Here is a 19,612-nt window from a genome sequence, read left to right as displayed (position 1 = left end):
CCATGACCCATCCTTCTTGGGAGAACCTGTCCGATTTCTTTGATCCAGATGAATTCGCCACCGAGGCTGTCTTCAATCGTGGTGAGGTTGAGATTGGGCGGGTTTTGGGCATTTTTGACGATCCCACCGGGCCTTCTTCGCTCGGGGAGTATGAGCACGAAATTCAGGCGCCGCATTTCACTGGTCCCGAGGACGGCTTGTCCCTCGTTGAAGATGGCGACACGGTCAGCATCGAGGGCAAGACTTTTGACGTGATCGGCTCGCCAAAGCTGGACGGCACCGGCGTTTCGGTTGTGACGCTGGCCACGCTCAATGTGATTTTCAATGCTGGCCTTTGATGTCGATGATAGCCGGTTGACGGCCATCGCGGATGAATTCGCAGCCTCGCCCAAGCAGATTGATATGGCCTTTGGGCGCGCTTTGAACAGAACCGCTGGGACTTTGCGCAAACTCTCGGTTGCTGGTTTGAAAACCGAGCTTGGCTTGCGCACCACTACCGCGCTTCGCAATCGCATCAAACAGTACAAATATTCGGGCCGTCGCGGTCGCGGTGTTCGGGTTTGGATCGGGAGCAACGACCTCCCTCTTTCCGCGTTCAAGGGCCGACCTCAAAAAACCGCGACCGGCGTCAAGTTTGGTGATGTCGAAATCCACGGCGCATTTCTCGCCACTCGAGGTGGCAAGCGGGGCGTCTATCAGCGGGTGAGCAATGCATCCTTTCCGATCGCGTCTGTCAGTTTGCCGGTGTCCGATCGGATCATGACGTTCATCGAGGACAACGTGTTTGTGGATCTCGAATCCATTTTCTTTAAAAACTTTGCGGCTGATATCAAAGCGCGCACCATTTACGGAGTTGGCAAATGACCGACGCTATCGATCTTGGCGATGCTCTGGACATTGTCGTGGCCTCCCTCGCGGCGCAATTCCCAACTTTCAAAACGGTTGCCGCCGAGGATGAAAGTCGGAGTGAGTTGAAAGTGCCGGCGCTCATCGTTCAAATGTCGGAAATTGAGCCCAGCCCAGACACCGATGTGCATACGGGCCAGCTGCCGTGCTTTGTGCGTTTTGAGGCGCGGATTGTTCTTGGCAACCGAACGGCGAAAGTTCGGCGCGAAGTGGTCAAAGCTGCGGGCGCGATAGCGACTTTCATTCATAGCAATCGGCTGGGCGTAGAATGGGGCCCGGCTGTCATTGGCGCGATCGAGCCTGACGAATTCTCCCCGATCGCAAACAAGTTTGACGTTTGGCGCATCGAGTGGGTCCATGAGGCCAATCTGGGCGACAGCTATTTTGTCGATGATGGCGTGACGCCAACTGAACTTCTAATCTCCTTTGCGCCTGAAATTGGACCGGATCACGAAGGTGACTATGTGGCGGGGGTTCCTGATGTCTGATTACGCACTTTCTGAGCTTCTGCGCCGGATGGAGCGCATGGTGGTTGTGACCACGGTGGTTGTTCTCGATCGCGCTGGTGCGCGCGCAAAGGTCAAATGGGGTGATGGCGCAGAAAGCGATTGGCTCGCCATTGCCCAGCTGGGTTCCGTCGAGTTGCCGGTCTGGTTTCCTCCGAGTGTCGGCACTCAGGTTGTTGTTCTGTCACCGGGCGGGGATACGACGAAGGGCATTGTATATCCTGGTCCTTTCTCTGGTCCCGTTCCTGCAGGTAACTTTGTCGGCTCGATCGTCGGCACCGGCGAGGTGACTTTGACCGGCAACGTGACCGTCGCAGGGGATGTGGTCGCTTCAGGCGTTAGCTTGACCACGCATACCCATGGCGGTGTCATTTCTGGCGGCTCAAATACCAGCGGTCCGTCCTAGTTCTCTGGGGAAACGCCAGAGGACCAAGCCTCAGATTTGCGCAATCTTGGCGGCATGTATGGTCTTAATTCATTAAGTGCTCGGGAGATTGGCGGGGTGGATCACCTTCGGCAATCTGTGCGGGATATTCTAACGACGCCGATCGGGTCGCGCGTGATGCGCCGCGATTACGGGAGCCGCCTTTTTGAGCTTGTCGATGCGCCGTATTCGGCTTCGACCAAGCTGGCCTTGATCGCGGCCACCGCCGAGGCGCTGATCAATTGGGAACCGCGGATTGTTGTCGAAGAGATCACCCTGCGCACTTATGCGCCGGGCGAAATCATTATTGACTTGGTGGGGCGCTATCTTCCCACCGGCTCTGAAATCAATTTAGAGGGATTAGAAGTCGGATGAGTGCATTTTCCGCTATCAATCTGGACCAGCTTCCTGTTCCGCAGATTATCGACCAGCCAACATTCGAGGAAATCTACGCCTTGCGCGTGGCGCGGCTTCTCGAGTTGGCCGCTGACTTTGGCGCTCCGGATTACATCGCTGGCCTTGAATCCGCTCTGGAACTCGAGAGCGAGCCGCTGGTTCAGCTGCTTCAGGAGGACAGCTATCGTGAAATGCTTTTGCGCGCGGCTGTCCAAGATGCCGGAAAGGGCAACCTTTTGGCTTTTGCCACTGGTGCCGTTCTGGATCACTTGGGGGCCTTCTATGGTGTCGCGCGGTTGGTGCACCAAGAAGCCGAGCCATATGCGGTGCCGCCAGTGCCAGAAATTCTTGAGACGGACGGGCGGTTGCGCGCGCGGATCCAGTTGGCTCCGGAAGGGCTGACTTCGGCAGGTTCGGAAGGGTCCTATGTGTATTGGTCGCTTTCCGCGTCTTCGCACATCAAAGATATTGCCGTGCTGCAAACGGCGACACCGGGGGAGGTGCGGATCGTTGCGCTTTCCACCGAAGGAACCGGTGCCGCTTCTCCTGAAATCCTCACCGCGATCGATGAAATCACCGAGCCGCGTCGGCCTTTGAATGACACTGTGATCATCGATAGCGCGACTTTGGTCAACTATTCGGTCGAGGCCGAATTGACGCTATTTGAAGGTCCGGACGCCGAGCTTGTCAGAACAACTGCCGAAGCCGCACTTTTGGCTTTTGTGGATTTGCACCACCGGCTGGGCCACGATATCACGGTCGCTGGTTTGCATTCGGCTCTTTATCAGCCCGGCGTTCAGGATGTTGTGTTGATCACTCCTGCGGCCTCAATCGTGAATGAAGCCGACGCTGCTGCATTTTGTACGGGTGTCACTGTGACCGTGGTCGGTCGCGATGTCTGATTTTCCGAGCCTCTTGCCATCAAATTCGAGTGATTCCACGCGCGCCATTGAGCAAGCCATGGCCGAGTCGCTTGTCGGCTTGGAGGCTCCGCTCCGGACACTCTGGGATGTGGACACCTGTCCGACCAATATTCTTGCTTGGCTGGCGTGGTCCTTCTCTGTCGAAGTTTGGGAGCACGAATGGTCGGATGATACCAAACGCTCCACCATTCGCGCCGCGATGGAGGTGCATCGCTGGAAGGGAACCCTGCGCAGTGTGAAACTCGCACTTATTTCCGCTGGCTTGGGCGATGCGCGCGTTGTCGAGAATTTTGGGGCCGATCTGGTTAATGGGGTGCCACCATATGAAGGCTGGACCGCCGAGGATGTGCGCGATCATTGGGCTGAGTATCGGGTCTATTTGGCGCGCTCAATTACCATTTCGCAGTCAAATCAGGTTCGTGAAATTCTCGCGCGGGTGGCTCCGGTTCGCTGCCACTTGAAGGGGCTTTTCTTCACGGAAGCGCTGCATCTCTACAACGACACAATCACCCATGACGGGTCTTACACACATGGAGTCACCTGATGGCGGGATTGACAGAAGACGGACTTTGGGCCGCTGCAATTTACCAAATCGAAAAGACCGATCCTGTTGTAGGTGGTCCTCCCGATTTGGCGGCTGGCGAAGGCATAACCAATCAGCCGCACTTGGAGTTGGCAAACCGGACCTCGTGGCTCAAAACTAAAATTGATGCGCTTCTGGTTACGATTGGTCTTGGCCATACGAGCGGCTTGGACGCGGACATGGTTGACGGGCTTCATGGCTCTCAGCTTGCGCGGACCGATGTGGCTGAAACGTTTAATGCTGCGGTGACGCTCGATAATAACCTGACGGTTAAGGGCATCCTGTACATTGGTAAAAATGGCGGTGGCAATTCCGTTTCGTATTTTTACGATGATACTGCGGATGTTAATCGCGCTTTTTATTGGAATAACTCGGCTGAATATTTGGCCATGGAAAATGCGGACGGGAGTTTTGGCAAAGTCTGGAACTCTGCCAATGACGGCACCGGCTCCGGCATGGATGCTGATCTGCTCGATGGGGTGCATGCCGCTCAATTTGCACGGACCGATGTTTCTGAAGCCTTCGATGAAGCGGTTCTATTTAAGAAAACCGCGACGGTTCAGGGTGAGTTGTTCGTTGGCAAAAACTCCGGCGGGTCTTCTATCGTTTATTTCTATGATGATACCTTCGATCTTTGGAGAAATCTGTGGTGGGATGATGCCTCACAAGGGTTTCGGATGCACAACTCGGACGGGTCTAACGGCAAAATCTGGAACGGTGCCAATGATGGCACCGGCTCAGGTTTGGATGCTGATCTGCTCGACGGGGTGCATCTTGCCTCAATCGGCCGGACGGATATCAGTCCCACCTTTTCAGAGACAGTTTATGCGGACAAGAATGTCGTCGTTGATGGTTTCGTATACGTGGGCCAGTCTGGAGCCTCAAATACTGGCATGTATTTTTACGATGATGTTTCGGATATCTACCGGCTATTACTCTGGTCCAGCGGCTTGCAAGAGTTCCGGATTGCCAATGGCGACGGCAGCTACGGAAAAGTTTGGAACTCATCAAATGACGGCACTGGTTCGGGCATGGATGCAGACCTTCTCGACGGGGTTCAACTCAGCGAAATTGCACACACTGGCAAAGGCCACGGCGCAGTTGGGCAGTATGTCTTTGCTGTGCGACTAAGCGGAGCGATCAATGCTGGCAGCAATTATGCGGGTTCCAGTCTTCGCCCATCGGGCATGAATGTACCCTACCAACTCGCGCTCGATACGGTGGCAAATGGCACGGATTCTCAGCTGTTTCGGGGCGGTTCCGCGCTTTCCGGGACTTGGAAAGCGCTGGGAGAAGTCAGCCACAATTCCGGTTCAACCTATACCCGCGCGACCCTGTTCATGAGGATTTCTTAAAATGGCTTTTATTATCAACAACCGCCAATTCCTAGCTGATGGGCGCGTCGATTGTGACGTGGTTCATCCCGAGCTTGGGCTGATCCCTTTTACCGCCGATCCAACGGAAACGGACGCATTCAGTGTGGCAGTTTGGGCGCAATTGCAGGAGGAGGGCGGCATTGCTCCGGTCCCTGCACTGACCGCAGCGGATATCGAAGCCGCGCGGCACGTTTCACTGATGGATATCAAAAGCCTCCACGCCTCCCTTCTTGGCAGTCTGACTGGCGGCGCAACACCTGAAGAACGGGATACTTGGGGCATCAAAGCGCAATCTGCCCATGCCTACCTAAACGGCACAGCTTCCGATGCAGAAGCCTCGCTTATCGAGATCGAGGCAGAGGGTCGTGGGGTAACGGCATCAGCGCATGCCTCGGCAGTAGTGGCAAAGGCCAACGCCTATATGAGCGCGGTGGCTACGGCTGCAGTGATGTGTGCCCAGCTGGAGGTGGCTCTTGCGAATGCCGGAACGATCGCGGAGTTCGAGGCTGTGGTCTCTTCCGGCCATGCGTCTGTGGATGAAATATTGGCAGCGTTTGCGGCCCAAGGTGCAAACGGAGTTTAGCGGTGACCAACAAGCCAAGAATTGAAAACAGCGACCGAGGCATCACGCTCTCGCGCGGTCTGGCGTGGACTATCTTCGGGTTCCTGTTCTCCCTGTCCGTGACCGGCGTTGGTGCCGGGATAAAGTTCGGGACGCAAATGTCCCAATTTTCGACGGCGATTGATGTGCTTCAAGCCTCCGGCACCAAGCGGGACGAACGGCAGGAAGAATATGGTTCGCGGATCCGCTCGCTTGAAAACGGCGCATCTCGCGACGGCGCGCGCTTCGAGAGTGTGATGCGCGACATGCAAGAGGTGAAGGCTGGCCTCGATGAAACCAACCGGCTTTTGCGCCAACTCCTAACCCAGAGGAACTAAAAATGTTTTTACCCGATTGGAAAGAAATTCTAACAAAGGCGTGGTCGATCAAGTTGATTATTCTGGCCGCGATATTCAGTGGGTTGTCGGTTTTCGTCTCCCAAACGAACGCCGATGTGCTGGGGCTGTCACCGGCCATGTTCGCGGGGTTGGCTGCGATCATCAACGCGGGTGCTTTCGTGGCGCGCATCCTTGCTCAGAAGGAAACCACCAGTTTTCTCAAGGATACGAGCGGGGCGGTTAAAAAAGGCGCCGTAGGTCTATTGGCCGGTTCGGCTGTCGCTCTGGCAGCTACGGTTTCCTTCGTTGGCGGCTGGGAGGGGCGCTCGCTTGTCGCTTATCAGGATGTTGTTGGTGTGTGGACGATCTGCGACGGCGAAACGCTCGGGGTCAAAAAGGGCGACGTCCGGACGGCAGATGAATGCGACGAAATGTTCGAGAAGCGCCTCATCCAGTTTGAGGCGGAATTGGACAAATGCCTTTTCGCGGTCGTGCCTGTACCTATGAAGATTGCGCTAAATTCTTGGGCCTACAATGTTGGCTCCGGCGCGGCTTGCAGATCAACTCTGGTGAAGCTGGCAAATGCCGGGGATCTCGAAGGCGCTTGCCACCAGTTGCCGCGTTGGAATCGGGCGGGTGGTCGCGTGATTAAGGGTCTGTCCAATCGTCGCGGTGCTGAACGCGCGCTTTGCCTTTCCGCGCTTTGATGGGTGTTGTTCTGAAATATGCGCTAGGGGCGGCGCTGGTCGCCCTTGCTACCGTCTATGGCCTACTTGCTCTCGAACGATCAGAGAGCACCGCTTTGCGCAGCCAAAACGCGAATTTGTCACGTTCCGTCGCTGCTTTGACCGAGCAAGCGCAAAAGTCGGCTTTAGCTCGGGAGGTTGAGGCCGCTCGGGTTGTTCGCTGGACCAATCGCGCCGCTGAATTGGACGCCTCGATCGAGGCGCTTCGCACAGGAGATTTTAACGATGAAATTCTTGATCCTCGTATCGCCGCTATTGTTAATGGCTGGCTGCCAACCGGCGACTGAGTACGTTTATATTGAGCGCGATATTCCAGCCGAAACTTTGACGCCTTGCCCAATCTCTGCGCGCCTGGTGCAAACCGTGACCGAGCTTGCCGTCTTGGCGACCGAGCACCGCCGATCTGCAGAATGCGCAAATGGGAAAATAGAGGCTATTGCAGAAATTCTTCTTTCTGAACGGGTTTGAGTTTAAAGCAGGACGCAGTTGGCGAAAACTGTGAGTCAATCTGTATGTTCTGAGCAGCGAACTAAGGTCTTAAAAGGGCGGAGAGCCGCCATTCGCTGCGCCTGCAAACTAAACTGGGCTACATGAAGAAAGCGGACGCTCGGGGCTGCGACCCAGTTTTTGCGATGTGCAAACGCAGCGAACGGCAGTTGAGAGCCCACTTTGACCGATGCTGCGCATTGCATGAAGGTCCGCTCCGCGCGTCCATAATATCCTATTCTGCTAGAGAACGAGACTTCTCACCACTCGGTTATCACTCTTGAATTTTGCTCCTCAGGCGTCGTCATCCTCTGCTTCAAAAGCTTCCAACGCGGCGTTCAGCGCATTGATCGCCGAAGGGAAGCCACCATAGAGCGCCATCTGCCAGATGACTTCTGCGATCTCTTCCTTTGACAGCCCAGCTTTGCGACCACCAGCAATATTAACCATCAACTGCGGTTTTGTCTGACCACCCAACGCAGCCTAAGCGGCGATGGGTGCCAGATATAGGTCACGCAGAGGCAACCCGGGTCGGGCATATTGGCGCCCATAGGCAAAGTCGACGACCCCCTCGGCCATCCCGGGGAGGAGGTGGCCGTAGCGTGCATTCAGCGCGTCTTCCATTCCTGGGTTCAAACGTTCCGAAAGTTCTCTGCCTGTTTGTGTCGTATCGTTCATCATGGTTTTTTCTACTTTCAACAATTTGTCACATGCCTGCGATTAAGACCCCGTCATTTGATATTCAGGGACATCGCGAAATTGACGCACAAGGAAATCAATGAACGCACGTGTTTTTGGAGCAAGGTTACGCTTATCCGCAAACATGACGGCAATGTCGGTGCTCGGTGGCGCATATTCCGACAGAACATGGACCAATTCACCTGACTGGAATTTTCGGTCCGCCATGTAAAAGGGCAGTCGCGCAATACCGATCCCTGCAAGTGCCGCGCGATAGACAACGTCGGTGCTGTTTCCCTCAAAGCTGCCCTTTGCCTCGAAGTCTTGACCGTTGAAGGGGTCAGGCTTGTCCCAAGAGTTCCGCTTACTGTTTCCAGCAATCCTTAAACAATTGTGGTGTTTCAATTCGTCGAAACGTTTGGGGTTTCCCCACCGTTCAAGATAGGTGGGTGAAGCGCACAAAACGCGACGGCTTTTCATGATACGGCGGACCATAATGTCGGGAATCTTACGCTGCTCGGCAAAACAAATGGTCGCGTCAAAGCCCTCACTCTGTAAGTCGATAACGCGATCTGTCAGCTCCAATGATACCTGAACACTGGGGCATTCGTCTAGAAATTGGGGTAAAATCGGGATCAGTTGAGATTTACCAAACGCAACACTGGACGCTATTTTGAGCATGCCGCGAGGGATGCCGTCCAAATTCTGTATCAGCGCCTCAGCCTCCTTGAACTTTTCAGCCATAGCTTTGCACTTCTCGTAGAATTCTTGGCCTTCTTGCGTCGGAGTGACACCTGTTCTAGTGCGATTCAGTAGTCGGAAGTGAACCTGATCCTCAAGCAGCCCGATTTGTTTGCTGACCGCCGAAGGCGTCCGTCCAATTGTCCGTGCCGCAGCCGAAATACTGCCGCGTTCAACAACTGTCGCAAAGGTCAACATTTGTGCAGAAATATCCATTTTACATCCCCTGACTGTGCCAATACGGAACAGACCCTTTGCCAAATCGCCCAATTGTGAGCGCTACCAAATCTTCGTATCTCTGCAGTGCAGCATAAATACTGCGCCGCAGCAACAAGCGAGGACATAACATGGCAGTTACAAGATCAAACTCCGGGCTAGACGTCGTTTTGGATGCTGGCCGCACAATCTTTCATCAAAAGCGAGATCAGATGAGACAGGCGCTGGCAAAGCGTAGGATCTATCGCGCCACGCTTTTTGAACTATCAGCGCTCTCAAACCGTGATCTTAATGATCTGGGCATTCCGCGCAGTAACATCAAGAGACTCGCTATGGAGGCCGCTTATGACTGTTAATTCAAATATGGCTGAGCCCAATGGCCGTCACCGCGGCACAGCAGCAATCTCTTTTTCAAAGATTACGCATGGATTTCTCGCGATATTGGCGCGGTTTAGGGCCAATGCAAAATCCACACTGAAAGTCCTTCAAATGGCTCGGATGATGTCGGTGCTCTCGAACATGAGCGACCATCAGCTTGCCCAGATCGGTATCCAGCGAGCCGAGATTCCCAAATACGCAGAAACACTTATGGCGAACGAATAAGCAAACAGACCGATCGGTCTGAGCCATCAACGAAAAATGCTGGTTCTCGCTCCTCCCAGAGTAAGCCAGCACGAGCAGCGGCGATAAAATAACCAACAGGGAACGCCAATGCACAGGGCCAGCATCTTCACCTCCTCCCGAAGATGCTGGCCCAATTTTTTGGGCAGATAGGAGACCTGAACAATGCGTCTCAACAGTCATCCTCAGGACGTTCTCGTCAGTCGTCTTTATGAGGCCAATCAAGACAGCATTCGCGATCACTTTCAACGTCTTGATATCCGATCTCGTCGCGCGCGGTTTTGTGGAGCGGTCAGCGACGGGGGGATCTTAAAATACGCACAGAACATCTTTCGTAATGACAGCATTGTCTGCGGCGCCTCTGTCGATGGTCAAGTGCGGGGAATTGTTGAACTGCGCGGCGTCTTTCATTCCTGGCCATCAACGGCGGAAGCTGCCTTCTCTGTTGAACTTGACTGGCAAAATATCGGGATAGGAGATGCGTTGTTTGAGCGAATGTTCGCAATGGCCCAGAACAGGGGCGTCAGGACCATTCAGATGATGTGCCTGAAAGGAAACAGCCGCATGAGGCACCTTGCGACAAAGCACCATGCTTTGCTGCGCAATGACCAGGATGCGGTTGAAGCTGTCCTCCATCCGTACTGGCCAACGCCTGCGTCCATGGCAGAAGAGATCGTCGGAGAGGCGAGAAGCTATGCTCACAGGCCATTTGAATAAAGCAGCCGTTCGGGGGAGCTGCAGCGAAAACACCATTTGTCCGCACACCGACGTTTGAGCCAACAAAATAAATGCTGCACCGAGCACGAATGTCCGCTTCGACGGGCCGCACCGCAGCATTTTGAGGTGGTGACCAATGGCAGCTTCGGGCCGGAAGTTGCCCTCGTGGCTTCAGTCGAACGGCACATTGTCCCGCACTTCGTTGGGGAACCGCCAGAGGGACTGCGTTTTTTGAAGTGGGATGGTGGCGAGGATAAAAACTCGTAACACCTAAAAAAGAGGCCCACATGACAGATTTCTTGCATGGCGTTGAAGTGGTCGAGATCGACAGTGGGCCTCGCCCAATCGAGACCGTCAAATCCGCTGTTATTGGTATCGTTGGTACCGCTCCCGATGCTGATCCCCTCGCTTTCCCGTTGAACATTCCTGTGCTGATCGCCGGTTCCCGTAAGGAAGCCGCGCTTCTGGATACCGTAGGGACCAGTTTGGGTACTCTGCCGAATGCCCTTGATGGTATTTTTGACCAAGTCGGGGCCGCTGTTGTTGTCGTGCGTGTCGAGGTGGGTGTCGATATTGCCGAAACTCTCGCGAACGTTATTGGCGGCGTAAACGCAACAACCGGCGATTTTGAAGGCGTCCACGCTTTGATCGGCGCGGAGAGCGTCCTCGGGTTTTCCCCTCGTATTTTGATCGCTCCGGGCTTTACGCACCAGCGCCCGGATGATCTTGCAAATCCCGTTGTTGCCGAACTTCAAGGTATTGCGGATCGTATGCGCGCTGTCGTTATCGCGGATGGTCCCAACACCACCGATGCAGCCGCTGTGGCTTCCGCTGGTGATTTTGGGTCCAGCCGCATCTACATGATTGATCCTTGGCACAAAGTCATGGTCGGGAGCGACGTTCTCGATGTGCCGCCTTCCTCTCGCGTTGCGGGTTTGATTGCCAAATCGGACAACGATGTCGGGTTCTGGGCTTCGCCTTCCAACCAACTTATTAGCGGCATCATCGGCACAACGCGCGCCGTCGACTTCAAGCTGGGCGATCCGAACTCTCGGGCCAACCTCTTGAATGAGAGCAAAGTTGCCACGACGATCCGCCAGAATGGCTTTCGTCTTTGGGGTAACCGTTCGGTGACGGATGATACCAAGTGGATTTTTCTTTCGGTGCGCCGGACGGCCGACATCATCAACGATTCCCTTTTGCGCGCCCATCTTTGGGCTGTCGATCGCGGGATCACCAAAACCTATGTGGAAGATGTGGAGGAGGGCGTGAATGCCTATCTTCGCGACCTGACCGCGCTGGGCGCAATTCTGGGCGGCAAATGTTGGGCCGATCCGGACCTGAACTCTGCGGCAAATATCGCGCTGGGCAAGGTCTTCTTCAATTTCGATTTCACGCCTGTCTATCCTGCCGAGCATGTCACCTTCCGGTCGCATCTCGTCAATGACTACATCACGGAGGTTTTTAACTAATGGCTGCTGAAGACATTCTCAAATATCTGAATTTGACCGTCGATGGTCGCGGATATGCTGGCAAAATCGAGGAGTACAATCCTCCGGCGATGACGCTCACAACCGAAGAGTTCCGTGGGGGCGGCATGGATGCCCCCATAGATATCGAAATGGGCATGGAAAAGCTGACCTGCTCTTTTGTGCTCACCTCCTACGACCTCAATGTCTTGAATTTGTGGGGCGTAAAATTGAACGGTGGCATCCAGTTGACCGCGCGCGGCTCTCTCGAAAGCCTCGACGGCACCGCCACGGCTGTTGTCCACAACATGACGGGGAAAATCATCAGCCTCGAGCGTGGCACTTGGGGGTCTGGCAAAAAGCCCTCCCTCACGATCACCAATTCGCTGACGTATTACCGTGAGGTGCATGGGGCGAAAACGACGCACGAAATTGATGTGATCAATATGGTGCGCCTCATCAACGGCGTTGATCAACTCGCGACTCATCGCTCAAACATAGGGCTTTAAAACATGACCCCTCCCGAAACTCAAAACCCGATTACTGATCTTCCCGATGGCAAAAAGAAGATCGACTTTTCGGCGCGTCCTGTCCTCATCGACGGTGTCGAAGTGTCCTCGATCGTAATGCGCGAGCCGACTGTCGGTGACCAGCTGGCGGTCGATGGGATTAAGTCTGCCGCGCAGAAGGAGGTCGCCATTCTTGCCAATCTTTGCGAGTTGGCTCCGGAGAATATCTCGGGTCTTAAAATGCGCGAGTATGGCCTTCTTCAGGACGCGTATCAGGCTTTTATGATCTGACCGTTCAATCGGTCGGCTGGGCTATAAAAAACAACCACCAGCGTATTGGCTTGGGTTTGGAGGTCGGGGCCGATGTTCTCCGCACTCCCATCCTGAATTTAAGCCAATTCGCAGGGTGGAGTTTGACTGAAATCGAAGCGCTCACGGTCCAGCGCTTCCTCTGGTGGTACGAGGGGCTTCCCAAAAATGAGCAGTAAGCAGCGCCTCAGTGCCTCGATCACCATTGGTTCGGTGATCGAGCAGTCGGTCAAAAAGAACATCGGGGTGCTTCGCTCCGGCCTTCAAAGTGTTGGCAACGAAATCAAAACCGTTGAAAAGCGCCAGCGCGAACTCTCCAAGCAGCGCAACGTTCTGGTTCGGCAGGGTCAATCTGTCGAGGCGCTCGATCGCGACTATGAAGAACTGAACCGCACACTGGTCAAACTTCGCCGCTCGCAGGAGCGCTGGACGCGCGCGGCTGGTGCTTCGCGCCGTGTGGGTTCCTCCTTCTCAAGTATGGCCGGTGAAATTGGCCGATCTGCTCGCACCATTTCCTTCGGTCTTGGGCTTGCTGGCGGCGCAATCTTTGGCCTCGCATCCTCGACCGCGCAATTGGGCGACGATGTTGCCAAGACAGCCGACAAGCTCGGCATCGGTACGGCTGCACTGCAGGAATTGCGCTATGCTGCTGAACGCTCCGGTGTCGCCACAGCCACGTTCGACGGCTCTCTCGAGAAGATGGTCAAAAACATCGGCCTCGCGATGGACGGTACCGGCGCTCAGAAGGATGCCTTCGACGCCTTGGGTCTGTCTGCCAGCGATTTGGCGACTATGCTCCCAGAGGATGCGCTCGCGCTTATTGCCGACCGCATGCAGGGCGTGGCAACGCAATCGGAAAAGGCCGCGCTTGCAAACGACATTTTTGGCCGATCTGGGTTGGGCCTCCTGGTCATGTTGCGGGACGGCTCAAAAGGGCTAGAGAAATTGCGCAACGACGCGCGCCGGACGGGATATGTCCTCTCGGAGCAAGCCGCGCGGGATGCCGAAGTCTTCCAAGATACTCTGCTCGATACTCAACTGGCGGCAAAAGGTCTCAAAAATACGGTAGGAGCCGCGTTGCTTCCGGTCGTAACGGGTGCGCTCGCGCAGATCGGTGACGCGCTCATTGCCAATCATGCGAACATCGAGGTGTGGGCCGAGGCATTCGCTGGTGGTGTTGAACGCTCGCTTCCCAACATTATCGAACTCGGTAAAGGTCTGGGCAAAGTCTTGGGTGTGACGCAGTCCGTGATGGCTGCGACCGCCGACATGGTTGGTGGTTGGGAAAACTTCGGGATTATCATTGGCGGCGTTCTCGGCAGCCGGTTAATTGTGAAGGTCGGAAAATTCGCCGGTGCGGTATTCGGGTTAGGGCGCGCTCTTTGGGTTCTCACTGGAGCCACGCCTTTTGTGGTCGGGGGGATCCGTGCCATTGGTTTGGCGCTGGTTGCCAATCCCATAGGGGCAACCATTGCCGTCATCGCAGCCGGTGCCGCGCTCATCATTTCCAATTGGGAAACGCTCGGGCCTTGGTTCTCGGATATGTGGGGAGTGGTACTCGAGAAGTTCGACGCTATTGCCACTTTCGTGGGGGGCGCGTTCACTAGCACCATGGATGCTGCCGGTTCCGCAATGAAATCCACATGGGGGGCGGTCAAAGGCTTTCTCGATCCGATCCTGACTTGGATTGGCGATAAGTTCACAACCGTGCTGGGCGTCATTCAGCCGGTGATCGATGCGCTAAAGTGGACGGTCGATAATGCGCAGGGCGCGCTCGCGGCTATCGGTGTGGGTGACAATAGGCCTACCGTGGATGTCGGAGCAGCTGCTCAGGAAAGCGCGGGTCAAACAGGCGCCATAGTTGGCGGGGCTGTTTCGCCAAAAACTCAGGCGCGATTGGATGCCAACAAGGCGCGCTTGGCAAAGCGCCAGAATTTACAAACGAACGCGCTGGGCGGTCCTTTCGGATCCGGTTGGCATCTGACCGGCGAACGGGGCCCGGAGTTGAAGTTTGAAAACCGCGCGGGGTATGTCGCCAACAATCGCGCGCTGCGCCAAGCCGTGACCATGTCGGATCGCTTGGCTGGCAATTCGCCCATGGCGGCTCGTCTTTCCGGAATGGGTGGACGAAGTGGTGCGCGCTCCGGCGGAGCTCCGAACCAAGGCGTGACGCAATCCATCACAAACCACTTCCACGCAGCTGGTGTTAGCGCCAGTGAGTTGTTGGAGTTGGCAGAACGTAAAATGCGCAAACAGGCTCAGGGTGGTCTATATGATCGCGCTCCGAGTTCTGGTCCGTTTGGGAGATAGCCAATGGCCGAGGTAATGATGCAATTGGGCTTTCTGCAGTTCTCTCTGGATACCGCAGCTTATCAGCGCTTGTTCCGTTCGACCGAGTATCGTTGGGCGCGTCAGGCACGGATTGGTACAAACGACGCTTTGCAATTCGTCGGGTTTGGCGCGGACTCTATCGATATCGAGGGAGTGATCTATCCGCACTTTCGGGGTGGCCTGAAGCAGGTTGATAAAATGCGAAGCCAGAGCAGCCTCGGGTTGCCGGTTCCGCTCGTCACGGGGCAGGGCAAAGTGCTCGGCTTGTGGGTGGTAGAAGCCATTAGTGAGGGGCAGGAGGTCTTTGCAAAGCAGGGCATCCCAATGCGCCAAGATTTCACGATGAAAATTGCGAGGTATGACGGCGGTGTCAGTTCTTTATTACGTTTCTAGCGGGGGCGATGTTCTCGATGATATCGTGTTCCGTCATTACGGCAGCACCAGCGGTCTGCAGGTCGAAGCCGTCCTTGAGGAAAACCCCGGCCTTGCCCAGCTTGGTCCTGTGATCACGGGGGGGATCCGGATTGCTCTGCCCGATTTGATCCAGTTGCCGCCTGTCGTTGGGGTCGCACTGTGGGATTGATTGATTTTCGCCCCTTGGTCCAAGTCTCGATTAACGGCATTCCGTTGTCGGGTTTCATCTTCTCGCAGCTGAGTTCCGTCAGCGTGTCGGATTCGGCGGGGTTTATCTCTGATACTGCGGAGATCACTTTCGCCAATGTCTCGAAGTTCAGCCAGTTCATCATGCCCGAGCCGGGGGCGGAGATATCGGTCGGTCTGGGCTATCTCAGCGGGTTTCGTAATATGGGCGTCTTTATCGCGGATGAAGTCGAGGAATCGTCGCCACCTCGTAATATCCACATCACTGCTCGCGCCAAGTCGCAGGGGCTTGCCTCTAACGGCATGGGTCCGATCACTCAGCAGAAAACTAGATCGTGGAGCGCTGGGCTGACGCTTGAAAATATAGCCACAAATATTGCGGCCGAAAATGGTTTGACGCTCGCAATCTCAGCAAACGCGGCTCCGATCGTTCCCGGGCATATCGATCAAATCGATGAATCCGACATTGCCGTTTTGACGCGGATCGCGCTCGCTTACGACCTGGTTGCAAAACCAGCGGGTGGCCGGTTGTTCATCGGTCGGCGCGCGGATTCGGTTTCTGCCAGCGGCGCTCCCATGCCGGTCACCTCGCTGTTGAGCACGGATGTGTCGCGCTGGCGCATGCGGCGCTCGCTCGGTGAGGCGGTTGGCACAGTCATCGCGACCTATCGCGATTTGGCGGCAGCTAAGGACGTAGAGGTCAAAATTGGCGACAAGGAGCCGGTGCGCCGGTTGCGGGAGCGGTTTCGGGATGAAGCCACCGCGCGCGGCATGGCGGATGCTGAAGCGCGGCGTGGCAGTCGGTCGGTTGAAACGCTCGAGGTCGAAATGGTGGGCAATCCGTCAATTGTAGCGGAAAGCAAAATCCTACCGCTCGATTTCAGTTCCGCAGCTGCTGGCGAGTGGTTGGTCGAGAACGCTGTGCATTCGGTTTCCGACGCTGGTTTTGTTACGACAGTGAAGGCGCAGCGCCCAATTTGAAAAGGACCCGAAATGGGCTCAGACCCGCCGTTCGCTGCTCAATTTACCTACGTCGGGTGTGCGGACGAAGCCGCCGTTTGCAAACCCTTGCCCCTTACGCATTGCAGGCAGGGCGACGATATGCATGTTGCCCCCAAAGGGCCGTCAGTTGTTGAACTCGGGCGACACTTTCGGACCGGCAGAAACAACACCGCTCTTCGCCGCGGTGGAATACATTTCCGAAAGGGTATCCTGAAGCTTGTCGGCGAACGCGCGAGCATCGTCCTCGGTCAGACCTGAAGTTGGGATCGGATTGCCGATGCGGATGCGGATTGTTCCTGGACGTGCCCGGATGGCTCCCAACGGCAAGGTATGGTGGCCACCATGAAAAACCACAGGGATCACAGGCGCACCTGCACGTATCGCAATCAAGCTGGCCCCGATTTTAAAACGTCGGATACCATCAATGCCGGACAAACGACCCTCACCGCCCCAAGCAACGCGTTCTCCACCACGGATGCGCTGGACCATCTTGTCGATCAGGGCATCTGTGGCCGCCCTGTTTCCCCTTTGAACGAGTTCAAAATCGATGCGTGCGAAAGCGGCGCGTGCGAATGGGAAGAATTTGTAAAGGTCTGCTGCCGCTGCGCGGTCCACATGATCAAGGAACGCCACCATAAAGGCCATCAGGTCGGGAAAGGAAGATTCGTTGTAACACAGCACACAGCCACGGCCGGGCGGCGGCAGTGGGCCGTCAATTTCAACTGAAATGTGGCACGTATTCAGGAACCGTTGGCAATGGCGGGACATGATTGCACGCCCTTCTTGTTTGGATTCCGCGAGGTAGGCGACACGGGCATTGGCCAGCGGGAGACCTAAGATCCACTGCGCACAGGCCGCAAGGCCGCGCTTGATTTCGATAGCCATCCGCATAAGATGCAAGCTAGACCTCAAAGGCCGAAACTTTCAAGTCTTTCTAAGATGTTCTGACAATAATGCACCAAGATCGTGAAGCACTCTTGGTATGCTGATCTTCACTCGCATCGTTTGAGGATGCGTCGATGAAAGTGCCCGCTTCGGGCTCATTCCTGCCGTTTGCTGCAATCATCTCCGACGGCAGCTTTGGCGATTTTCCGAAATTCGGGCTAGTTTTGGTGTAAAAGTCAAAGTTATCTGACATTCAACACATGGGTGGGGTGAAACAGTGTCTCAAACCGGTGTTACGGCTTAGTCGCGCGGCCTTGCAAATCCACGATTGCTGCACTCTCGCCTGTCACGAATCGAGCCCATTTTTCCATTAGGATGCGCCGTTGGTCTAAAAGGTCCGATCTGGCATAGGAGCGTTCGATGGCATTCCCTGTTCTGTGGGCCAGAGCGGTTTCTGCCACGTCATATGTTGCGGTCTCATTGTCCTGAACCCAAGTCCTGAAGCTGGTCCTAAATCCGTGCGGCCTCCCTGCTTCTCCGAGCACATTCAATGTTTTCGCCAGCGCCGTATCTGAAATGCCGTTTTTGGTAGCCGTGCCCGGAAATATAAACACTTCGGAAAACGTCGCCATTTTTTCGACAATCAGAAGTGCCGGCTGATTTAATGGCACAGCGAAGTCGTGTGTTTTTCCGACGCGACCTTTCATTCGATCCGCGGGGACTATCCAAGTGTCGCCTTCGATCTCAGAAAACTGTGCGCCTCGACAGCCGTTTGATCGCACCGCAGTTAAAATCATAAACTGCAAACATGCAGCTGCTACGCCTCGACCTTCCAGCGCTTTGAACAATTCGGGGATTTCCTGCCATGGGGTTGCCTTGATCGGCTCGCTCACATGGATATGCTCGCCCAGCAGATATTCGGCAGTGTCGGCCATGTCTGGGTCGCAGTTCAGTCCCATGCGTTTCCCGCCGCGTAAAACGATCCGAATTCGGTTTAAGGCTTTCTGCGCAGTTACGTGCTTCTTTTTCCAAATAGGCGCCAGCGCATCCTTCAAGTGGAGCACGGTGATATCGGATACGGCTTTCTGGCCGATCAATGGGATGATGTGGACGTCGAGTGGGCTTGTCCATCTCCCAGCTATTCCCTCGCGCCTAAGTCCGGCCTTCTTCGCTTCAAAGACTATCTGGGTCAGCTGGCTAAACGTGGGATTTGAGAAGGAGCGTTCCTTTTCGGCCTCATCCTCGATGCGCCGTTTCTCGTCTATCGGGTCGACACCTTGCGAAACCATCGCAGCCCATTTGTCTCGACTCTTGCGCGCGGCTGCGAGGCTAACGGTGTCTAAACTCCCGAGGCCCATTTCTCGGCGTCGTTTGTTCAATTGGTATCTGAAAATCCATCGGCCATTGTCGGCTTTCTTGATTAAATAGAGGCCAGCGCCGTCTTGGAGTTTGCCGTCGCCAGTATTCTTTATCGCCACCGCTGTTAGTTTATTTCGCATTTCTGCCCCCCACTTTGCCCCCCACCGTAGGAGGCGCTGTCATGCTTTCCCTTGCGTTGTCGAGCGCCGGAAAAGCGTTAAGCCATTGGTATCATAGACCGAGGGTGCGTCACTGTGCAACGTCCTGCATCATAAGGTAGGCGCCCCCCTTGGGCACCACAAATCTCCTGAAAATGGCGTTATATTATTGATTTAGATGGATACAGAGGTTTTCTATCCGCCCTGCAATCCGCCTTGTTGTTTTCAATTGCATTGAAGCTCATCCATCTAGCCAAATATGGTTTTACCGATCAACGATGTGCCGCCACTTTCGGCCCAGAGAAGACCTTCGTGGCTTTTGCTACTAACGGCGGCAACGAGCCCAGATCACCATTTTTCTGCTGGGGTGCCAACGGCTGCTTTGAGGACGTTGGCCCCCAAAGTCGACAATAACCCCAACAATTAATCTCGGATATGATGATCCGAGGATCGCGCCTCCATCGTTGTGCTGCGATAATATAGCCCAGATAACCTAGTATCATTCCCGCGCCCACGCCCCGGCTTATCTGCGGCCGCGCCAGCAAAAAACCAGTCAAAACAAGCGACATAGCAATCATGATCGGCAAATCGAATGTCAGGAAACGAGAATTAAGCGGTCGGCCGTTGTGTTTCAAAAGGGGCGGCTATGATAGGATAGAGGTGGGCACAATGCTGTGAGCCAATCGAGAAGCGCACGCACCGGTTTCGCCATTGCGCCCTTGCGATAAATCG

At 55.2% G+C, this 19,612-nt stretch carries 27 protein-coding genes; 22 read left to right on the top strand and 5 right to left on the bottom strand.

Annotated elements, in window-relative coordinates; all coding sequences use genetic code 11:
- Positions 1-2 precede the first annotated feature (2 nt).
- From AB9F29_RS16705 to AB9F29_RS16650, 12 genes are read left to right on the top strand one after another with little or no spacing between them, the layout of a single operon-like run.
- A complete protein-coding gene (locus tag AB9F29_RS16705; protein WP_369756478.1) occupies positions 3-338 on the top strand; it encodes a hypothetical protein in 336 nt (111 codons plus the stop codon).
- A complete protein-coding gene (locus AB9F29_RS16700) occupies positions 325-864 on the top strand; it encodes a phage tail protein (RefSeq protein ID WP_369756477.1) in 540 nt (179 codons plus the stop codon). Before AB9F29_RS16705 ends, AB9F29_RS16700 begins: the two co-directional genes overlap by 14 nt.
- Positions 861-1,394: a hypothetical protein gene (locus tag AB9F29_RS16695; protein WP_369756476.1), complete on the top strand. Its 534-nt coding sequence runs from the start codon at positions 861-863 to the stop codon at positions 1,392-1,394. Before AB9F29_RS16700 ends, AB9F29_RS16695 begins: the two co-directional genes overlap by 4 nt.
- Positions 1,387-1,818 carry a phage baseplate assembly protein V gene (locus tag AB9F29_RS16690; protein WP_369756475.1) on the top strand — a complete coding sequence of 144 codons (432 nt, stop codon included), beginning with the start codon at positions 1,387-1,389 and terminating at the stop codon, positions 1,816-1,818. Before AB9F29_RS16695 ends, AB9F29_RS16690 begins: the two co-directional genes overlap by 8 nt.
- Before the next feature lie 54 nt (positions 1,819-1,872).
- Positions 1,873-2,211, top strand: coding sequence for a GPW/gp25 family protein (locus AB9F29_RS16685; RefSeq protein ID WP_369756546.1), 339 nt, complete (start codon positions 1,873-1,875; stop codon positions 2,209-2,211).
- Complete coding sequence (locus AB9F29_RS16680; protein ID WP_369756474.1) at positions 2,208-3,134, top strand: baseplate J/gp47 family protein; 927 nt, start codon at positions 2,208-2,210, stop codon at positions 3,132-3,134. Before AB9F29_RS16685 ends, AB9F29_RS16680 begins: the two co-directional genes overlap by 4 nt.
- On the top strand, positions 3,127-3,699 hold the full coding sequence (locus AB9F29_RS16675) for a phage tail protein I (protein WP_369756473.1): 573 nt from the start codon (positions 3,127-3,129) through the stop codon (positions 3,697-3,699). Before AB9F29_RS16680 ends, AB9F29_RS16675 begins: the two co-directional genes overlap by 8 nt.
- Positions 3,699-5,093 (top strand): hypothetical protein, encoded by a 1,395-nt coding sequence (locus tag AB9F29_RS16670; RefSeq protein ID WP_369756472.1) that lies wholly within the window; start codon positions 3,699-3,701, stop codon positions 5,091-5,093. The genes AB9F29_RS16675 and AB9F29_RS16670 overlap by 1 nt, the downstream gene beginning before the upstream one ends.
- A 1-nt stretch (position 5,094) precedes the next feature.
- Positions 5,095-5,697 carry a hypothetical protein gene (locus tag AB9F29_RS16665; RefSeq protein ID WP_369756471.1) on the top strand — a complete coding sequence of 201 codons (603 nt, stop codon included), beginning with the start codon at positions 5,095-5,097 and terminating at the stop codon, positions 5,695-5,697.
- A gap of 2 nt (positions 5,698-5,699) precedes the next feature.
- On the top strand, positions 5,700-6,053 hold the full coding sequence (locus AB9F29_RS16660; protein ID WP_369756470.1) for a hypothetical protein: 354 nt from the start codon (positions 5,700-5,702) through the stop codon (positions 6,051-6,053).
- Positions 6,054-6,055: 2 nt separating this feature from the next.
- Positions 6,056-6,760: a lysozyme gene (locus tag AB9F29_RS16655; RefSeq protein WP_369756469.1), complete on the top strand. Its 705-nt coding sequence runs from the start codon at positions 6,056-6,058 to the stop codon at positions 6,758-6,760.
- Positions 6,760-7,086, top strand: coding sequence for a hypothetical protein (locus tag AB9F29_RS16650; protein ID WP_369756468.1), 327 nt, complete (start codon positions 6,760-6,762; stop codon positions 7,084-7,086). The genes AB9F29_RS16655 and AB9F29_RS16650 overlap by 1 nt, the downstream gene beginning before the upstream one ends.
- A 493-nt stretch (positions 7,087-7,579) precedes the next feature.
- Here AB9F29_RS16650 and AB9F29_RS16645 read toward each other — a convergent pair whose 3' ends face one another.
- Genes AB9F29_RS16645 through AB9F29_RS16635 form a run of 3 tightly spaced genes read right to left on the bottom strand, consistent with a single transcriptional unit; the run spans position 7,580 to position 8,920 of the window.
- Entirely contained in the window at positions 7,580-7,735 is a 156-nt protein-coding gene (locus AB9F29_RS16645) for a carboxymuconolactone decarboxylase family protein (protein ID WP_369756467.1), read from the bottom strand.
- A 33-nt stretch (positions 7,736-7,768) separates the two neighbouring features.
- Positions 7,769-7,966 carry a hypothetical protein gene (locus AB9F29_RS16640; RefSeq protein ID WP_369756466.1) on the bottom strand — a complete coding sequence of 66 codons (198 nt, stop codon included), beginning with the start codon at positions 7,964-7,966 and terminating at the stop codon, positions 7,769-7,771.
- A gap of 39 nt (positions 7,967-8,005) precedes the next feature.
- Positions 8,006-8,920: a LysR family transcriptional regulator gene (locus tag AB9F29_RS16635; protein ID WP_369756465.1), complete on the bottom strand. Its 915-nt coding sequence runs from the start codon at positions 8,918-8,920 to the stop codon at positions 8,006-8,008.
- 131 nt (positions 8,921-9,051) lie between these two features.
- Here AB9F29_RS16635 and AB9F29_RS16630 point away from each other — a divergent pair, with 131 nt between their 5' ends.
- The 10 genes from AB9F29_RS16630 (at position 9,052) to AB9F29_RS16585 (ending at position 16,457) form a co-directional block, all read left to right on the top strand.
- Positions 9,052-9,276 carry a DUF1127 domain-containing protein gene (locus AB9F29_RS16630; protein WP_369756464.1) on the top strand — a complete coding sequence of 75 codons (225 nt, stop codon included), beginning with the start codon at positions 9,052-9,054 and terminating at the stop codon, positions 9,274-9,276.
- Positions 9,266-9,523 carry a DUF1127 domain-containing protein gene (locus AB9F29_RS16625; RefSeq protein WP_369756463.1) on the top strand — a complete coding sequence of 86 codons (258 nt, stop codon included), beginning with the start codon at positions 9,266-9,268 and terminating at the stop codon, positions 9,521-9,523. The genes AB9F29_RS16630 and AB9F29_RS16625 overlap by 11 nt, the downstream gene beginning before the upstream one ends.
- 183 nt (positions 9,524-9,706) lie before the next feature.
- Positions 9,707-10,258 carry an N-acetyltransferase family protein gene (locus tag AB9F29_RS16620; RefSeq protein WP_369756462.1) on the top strand — a complete coding sequence of 184 codons (552 nt, stop codon included), beginning with the start codon at positions 9,707-9,709 and terminating at the stop codon, positions 10,256-10,258.
- 287 nt (positions 10,259-10,545) lie between these two features.
- Positions 10,546-11,730 carry a phage tail sheath C-terminal domain-containing protein gene (locus tag AB9F29_RS16615; RefSeq protein WP_369756461.1) on the top strand — a complete coding sequence of 395 codons (1,185 nt, stop codon included), beginning with the start codon at positions 10,546-10,548 and terminating at the stop codon, positions 11,728-11,730.
- Entirely contained in the window at positions 11,730-12,236 is a 507-nt protein-coding gene (locus AB9F29_RS16610; protein WP_369756460.1) for a phage major tail tube protein, read from the top strand. Before AB9F29_RS16615 ends, AB9F29_RS16610 begins: the two co-directional genes overlap by 1 nt.
- A 3-nt stretch (positions 12,237-12,239) precedes the next feature.
- Complete coding sequence (locus AB9F29_RS16605; RefSeq protein ID WP_369756459.1) at positions 12,240-12,527, top strand: phage tail assembly protein; 288 nt, start codon at positions 12,240-12,242, stop codon at positions 12,525-12,527.
- Between the two features lie 186 nt (positions 12,528-12,713).
- Positions 12,714-14,855 carry a hypothetical protein gene (locus AB9F29_RS16600; protein ID WP_369756458.1) on the top strand — a complete coding sequence of 714 codons (2,142 nt, stop codon included), beginning with the start codon at positions 12,714-12,716 and terminating at the stop codon, positions 14,853-14,855.
- A gap of 3 nt (positions 14,856-14,858) precedes the next feature.
- On the top strand, positions 14,859-15,269 hold the full coding sequence (locus AB9F29_RS16595; RefSeq protein WP_369756457.1) for a phage tail protein: 411 nt from the start codon (positions 14,859-14,861) through the stop codon (positions 15,267-15,269).
- A complete protein-coding gene (locus AB9F29_RS16590; protein ID WP_369756456.1) occupies positions 15,244-15,459 on the top strand; it encodes a tail protein X in 216 nt (71 codons plus the stop codon). The genes AB9F29_RS16595 and AB9F29_RS16590 overlap by 26 nt, the downstream gene beginning before the upstream one ends.
- Entirely contained in the window at positions 15,450-16,457 is a 1,008-nt protein-coding gene (locus AB9F29_RS16585; RefSeq protein ID WP_369756455.1) for a phage late control D family protein, read from the top strand. The genes AB9F29_RS16590 and AB9F29_RS16585 overlap by 10 nt, the downstream gene beginning before the upstream one ends.
- A 144-nt stretch (positions 16,458-16,601) precedes the next feature.
- Here AB9F29_RS16585 and AB9F29_RS16580 read toward each other — a convergent pair whose 3' ends face one another.
- Complete coding sequence (locus AB9F29_RS16580; protein WP_369756454.1) at positions 16,602-17,363, bottom strand: lysophospholipid acyltransferase family protein; 762 nt, start codon at positions 17,361-17,363, stop codon at positions 16,602-16,604.
- 293 nt (positions 17,364-17,656) lie between these two features.
- Positions 17,657-18,862 (bottom strand): tyrosine-type recombinase/integrase, encoded by a 1,206-nt coding sequence (locus tag AB9F29_RS16575; RefSeq protein WP_369756453.1) that lies wholly within the window; start codon positions 18,860-18,862, stop codon positions 17,657-17,659.
- Between the last annotated feature and the right edge of the window lie 750 nt (positions 18,863-19,612).

This window comes from Falsihalocynthiibacter sp. S25ZX9 (assembly GCF_041205405.1).
Lineage (GTDB): Bacteria > Pseudomonadota > Alphaproteobacteria > Rhodobacterales > Rhodobacteraceae > Falsihalocynthiibacter > Falsihalocynthiibacter arcticus.
The sequence above is the reverse complement of the archived record's forward strand: the minus strand, read 5'-3'. Positions and strand labels throughout refer to the sequence as shown.

Coding starts and splice junctions, on each gene's coding strand:
- AB9F29_RS16605 (WP_369756459.1), top strand. CDS start 12,240: ATGACCCCTCCCGAAACTCAAAACCCGATTACTGATCTTCCCGATGGC.
- AB9F29_RS16645 (WP_369756467.1), bottom strand. CDS start 7,735: ATGGTTAATATTGCTGGTGGTCGCAAAGCTGGGCTGTCAAAGGAAGAG.
- AB9F29_RS16680 (WP_369756474.1), top strand. CDS start 2,208: ATGAGTGCATTTTCCGCTATCAATCTGGACCAGCTTCCTGTTCCGCAG.
- AB9F29_RS16615 (WP_369756461.1), top strand. CDS start 10,546: ATGACAGATTTCTTGCATGGCGTTGAAGTGGTCGAGATCGACAGTGGG.
- AB9F29_RS16575 (WP_369756453.1), bottom strand. CDS start 18,862: ATGCGAAATAAACTAACAGCGGTGGCGATAAAGAATACTGGCGACGGC.
- AB9F29_RS16610 (WP_369756460.1), top strand. CDS start 11,730: ATGGCTGCTGAAGACATTCTCAAATATCTGAATTTGACCGTCGATGGT.
- AB9F29_RS16650 (WP_369756468.1), top strand. CDS start 6,760: ATGGGTGTTGTTCTGAAATATGCGCTAGGGGCGGCGCTGGTCGCCCTT.
- AB9F29_RS16600 (WP_369756458.1), top strand. CDS start 12,714: ATGAGCAGTAAGCAGCGCCTCAGTGCCTCGATCACCATTGGTTCGGTG.
- AB9F29_RS16640 (WP_369756466.1), bottom strand. CDS start 7,966: ATGATGAACGATACGACACAAACAGGCAGAGAACTTTCGGAACGTTTG.
- AB9F29_RS16690 (WP_369756475.1), top strand. CDS start 1,387: ATGTCTGATTACGCACTTTCTGAGCTTCTGCGCCGGATGGAGCGCATG.
- AB9F29_RS16595 (WP_369756457.1), top strand. CDS start 14,859: ATGGCCGAGGTAATGATGCAATTGGGCTTTCTGCAGTTCTCTCTGGAT.
- AB9F29_RS16670 (WP_369756472.1), top strand. CDS start 3,699: ATGGCGGGATTGACAGAAGACGGACTTTGGGCCGCTGCAATTTACCAA.
- AB9F29_RS16655 (WP_369756469.1), top strand. CDS start 6,056: ATGTTTTTACCCGATTGGAAAGAAATTCTAACAAAGGCGTGGTCGATC.
- AB9F29_RS16630 (WP_369756464.1), top strand. CDS start 9,052: ATGGCAGTTACAAGATCAAACTCCGGGCTAGACGTCGTTTTGGATGCT.
- AB9F29_RS16700 (WP_369756477.1), top strand. CDS start 325: ATGCTGGCCTTTGATGTCGATGATAGCCGGTTGACGGCCATCGCGGAT.
- AB9F29_RS16620 (WP_369756462.1), top strand. CDS start 9,707: ATGCGTCTCAACAGTCATCCTCAGGACGTTCTCGTCAGTCGTCTTTAT.
- AB9F29_RS16580 (WP_369756454.1), bottom strand. CDS start 17,363: ATGGCTATCGAAATCAAGCGCGGCCTTGCGGCCTGTGCGCAGTGGATC.
- AB9F29_RS16695 (WP_369756476.1), top strand. CDS start 861: ATGACCGACGCTATCGATCTTGGCGATGCTCTGGACATTGTCGTGGCC.
- AB9F29_RS16625 (WP_369756463.1), top strand. CDS start 9,266: ATGACTGTTAATTCAAATATGGCTGAGCCCAATGGCCGTCACCGCGGC.
- AB9F29_RS16675 (WP_369756473.1), top strand. CDS start 3,127: ATGTCTGATTTTCCGAGCCTCTTGCCATCAAATTCGAGTGATTCCACG.
- AB9F29_RS16665 (WP_369756471.1), top strand. CDS start 5,095: ATGGCTTTTATTATCAACAACCGCCAATTCCTAGCTGATGGGCGCGTC.
- AB9F29_RS16635 (WP_369756465.1), bottom strand. CDS start 8,920: ATGGATATTTCTGCACAAATGTTGACCTTTGCGACAGTTGTTGAACGC.
- AB9F29_RS16705 (WP_369756478.1), top strand. CDS start 3: ATGACCCATCCTTCTTGGGAGAACCTGTCCGATTTCTTTGATCCAGAT.
- AB9F29_RS16685 (WP_369756546.1), top strand. CDS start 1,873: ATGTATGGTCTTAATTCATTAAGTGCTCGGGAGATTGGCGGGGTGGAT.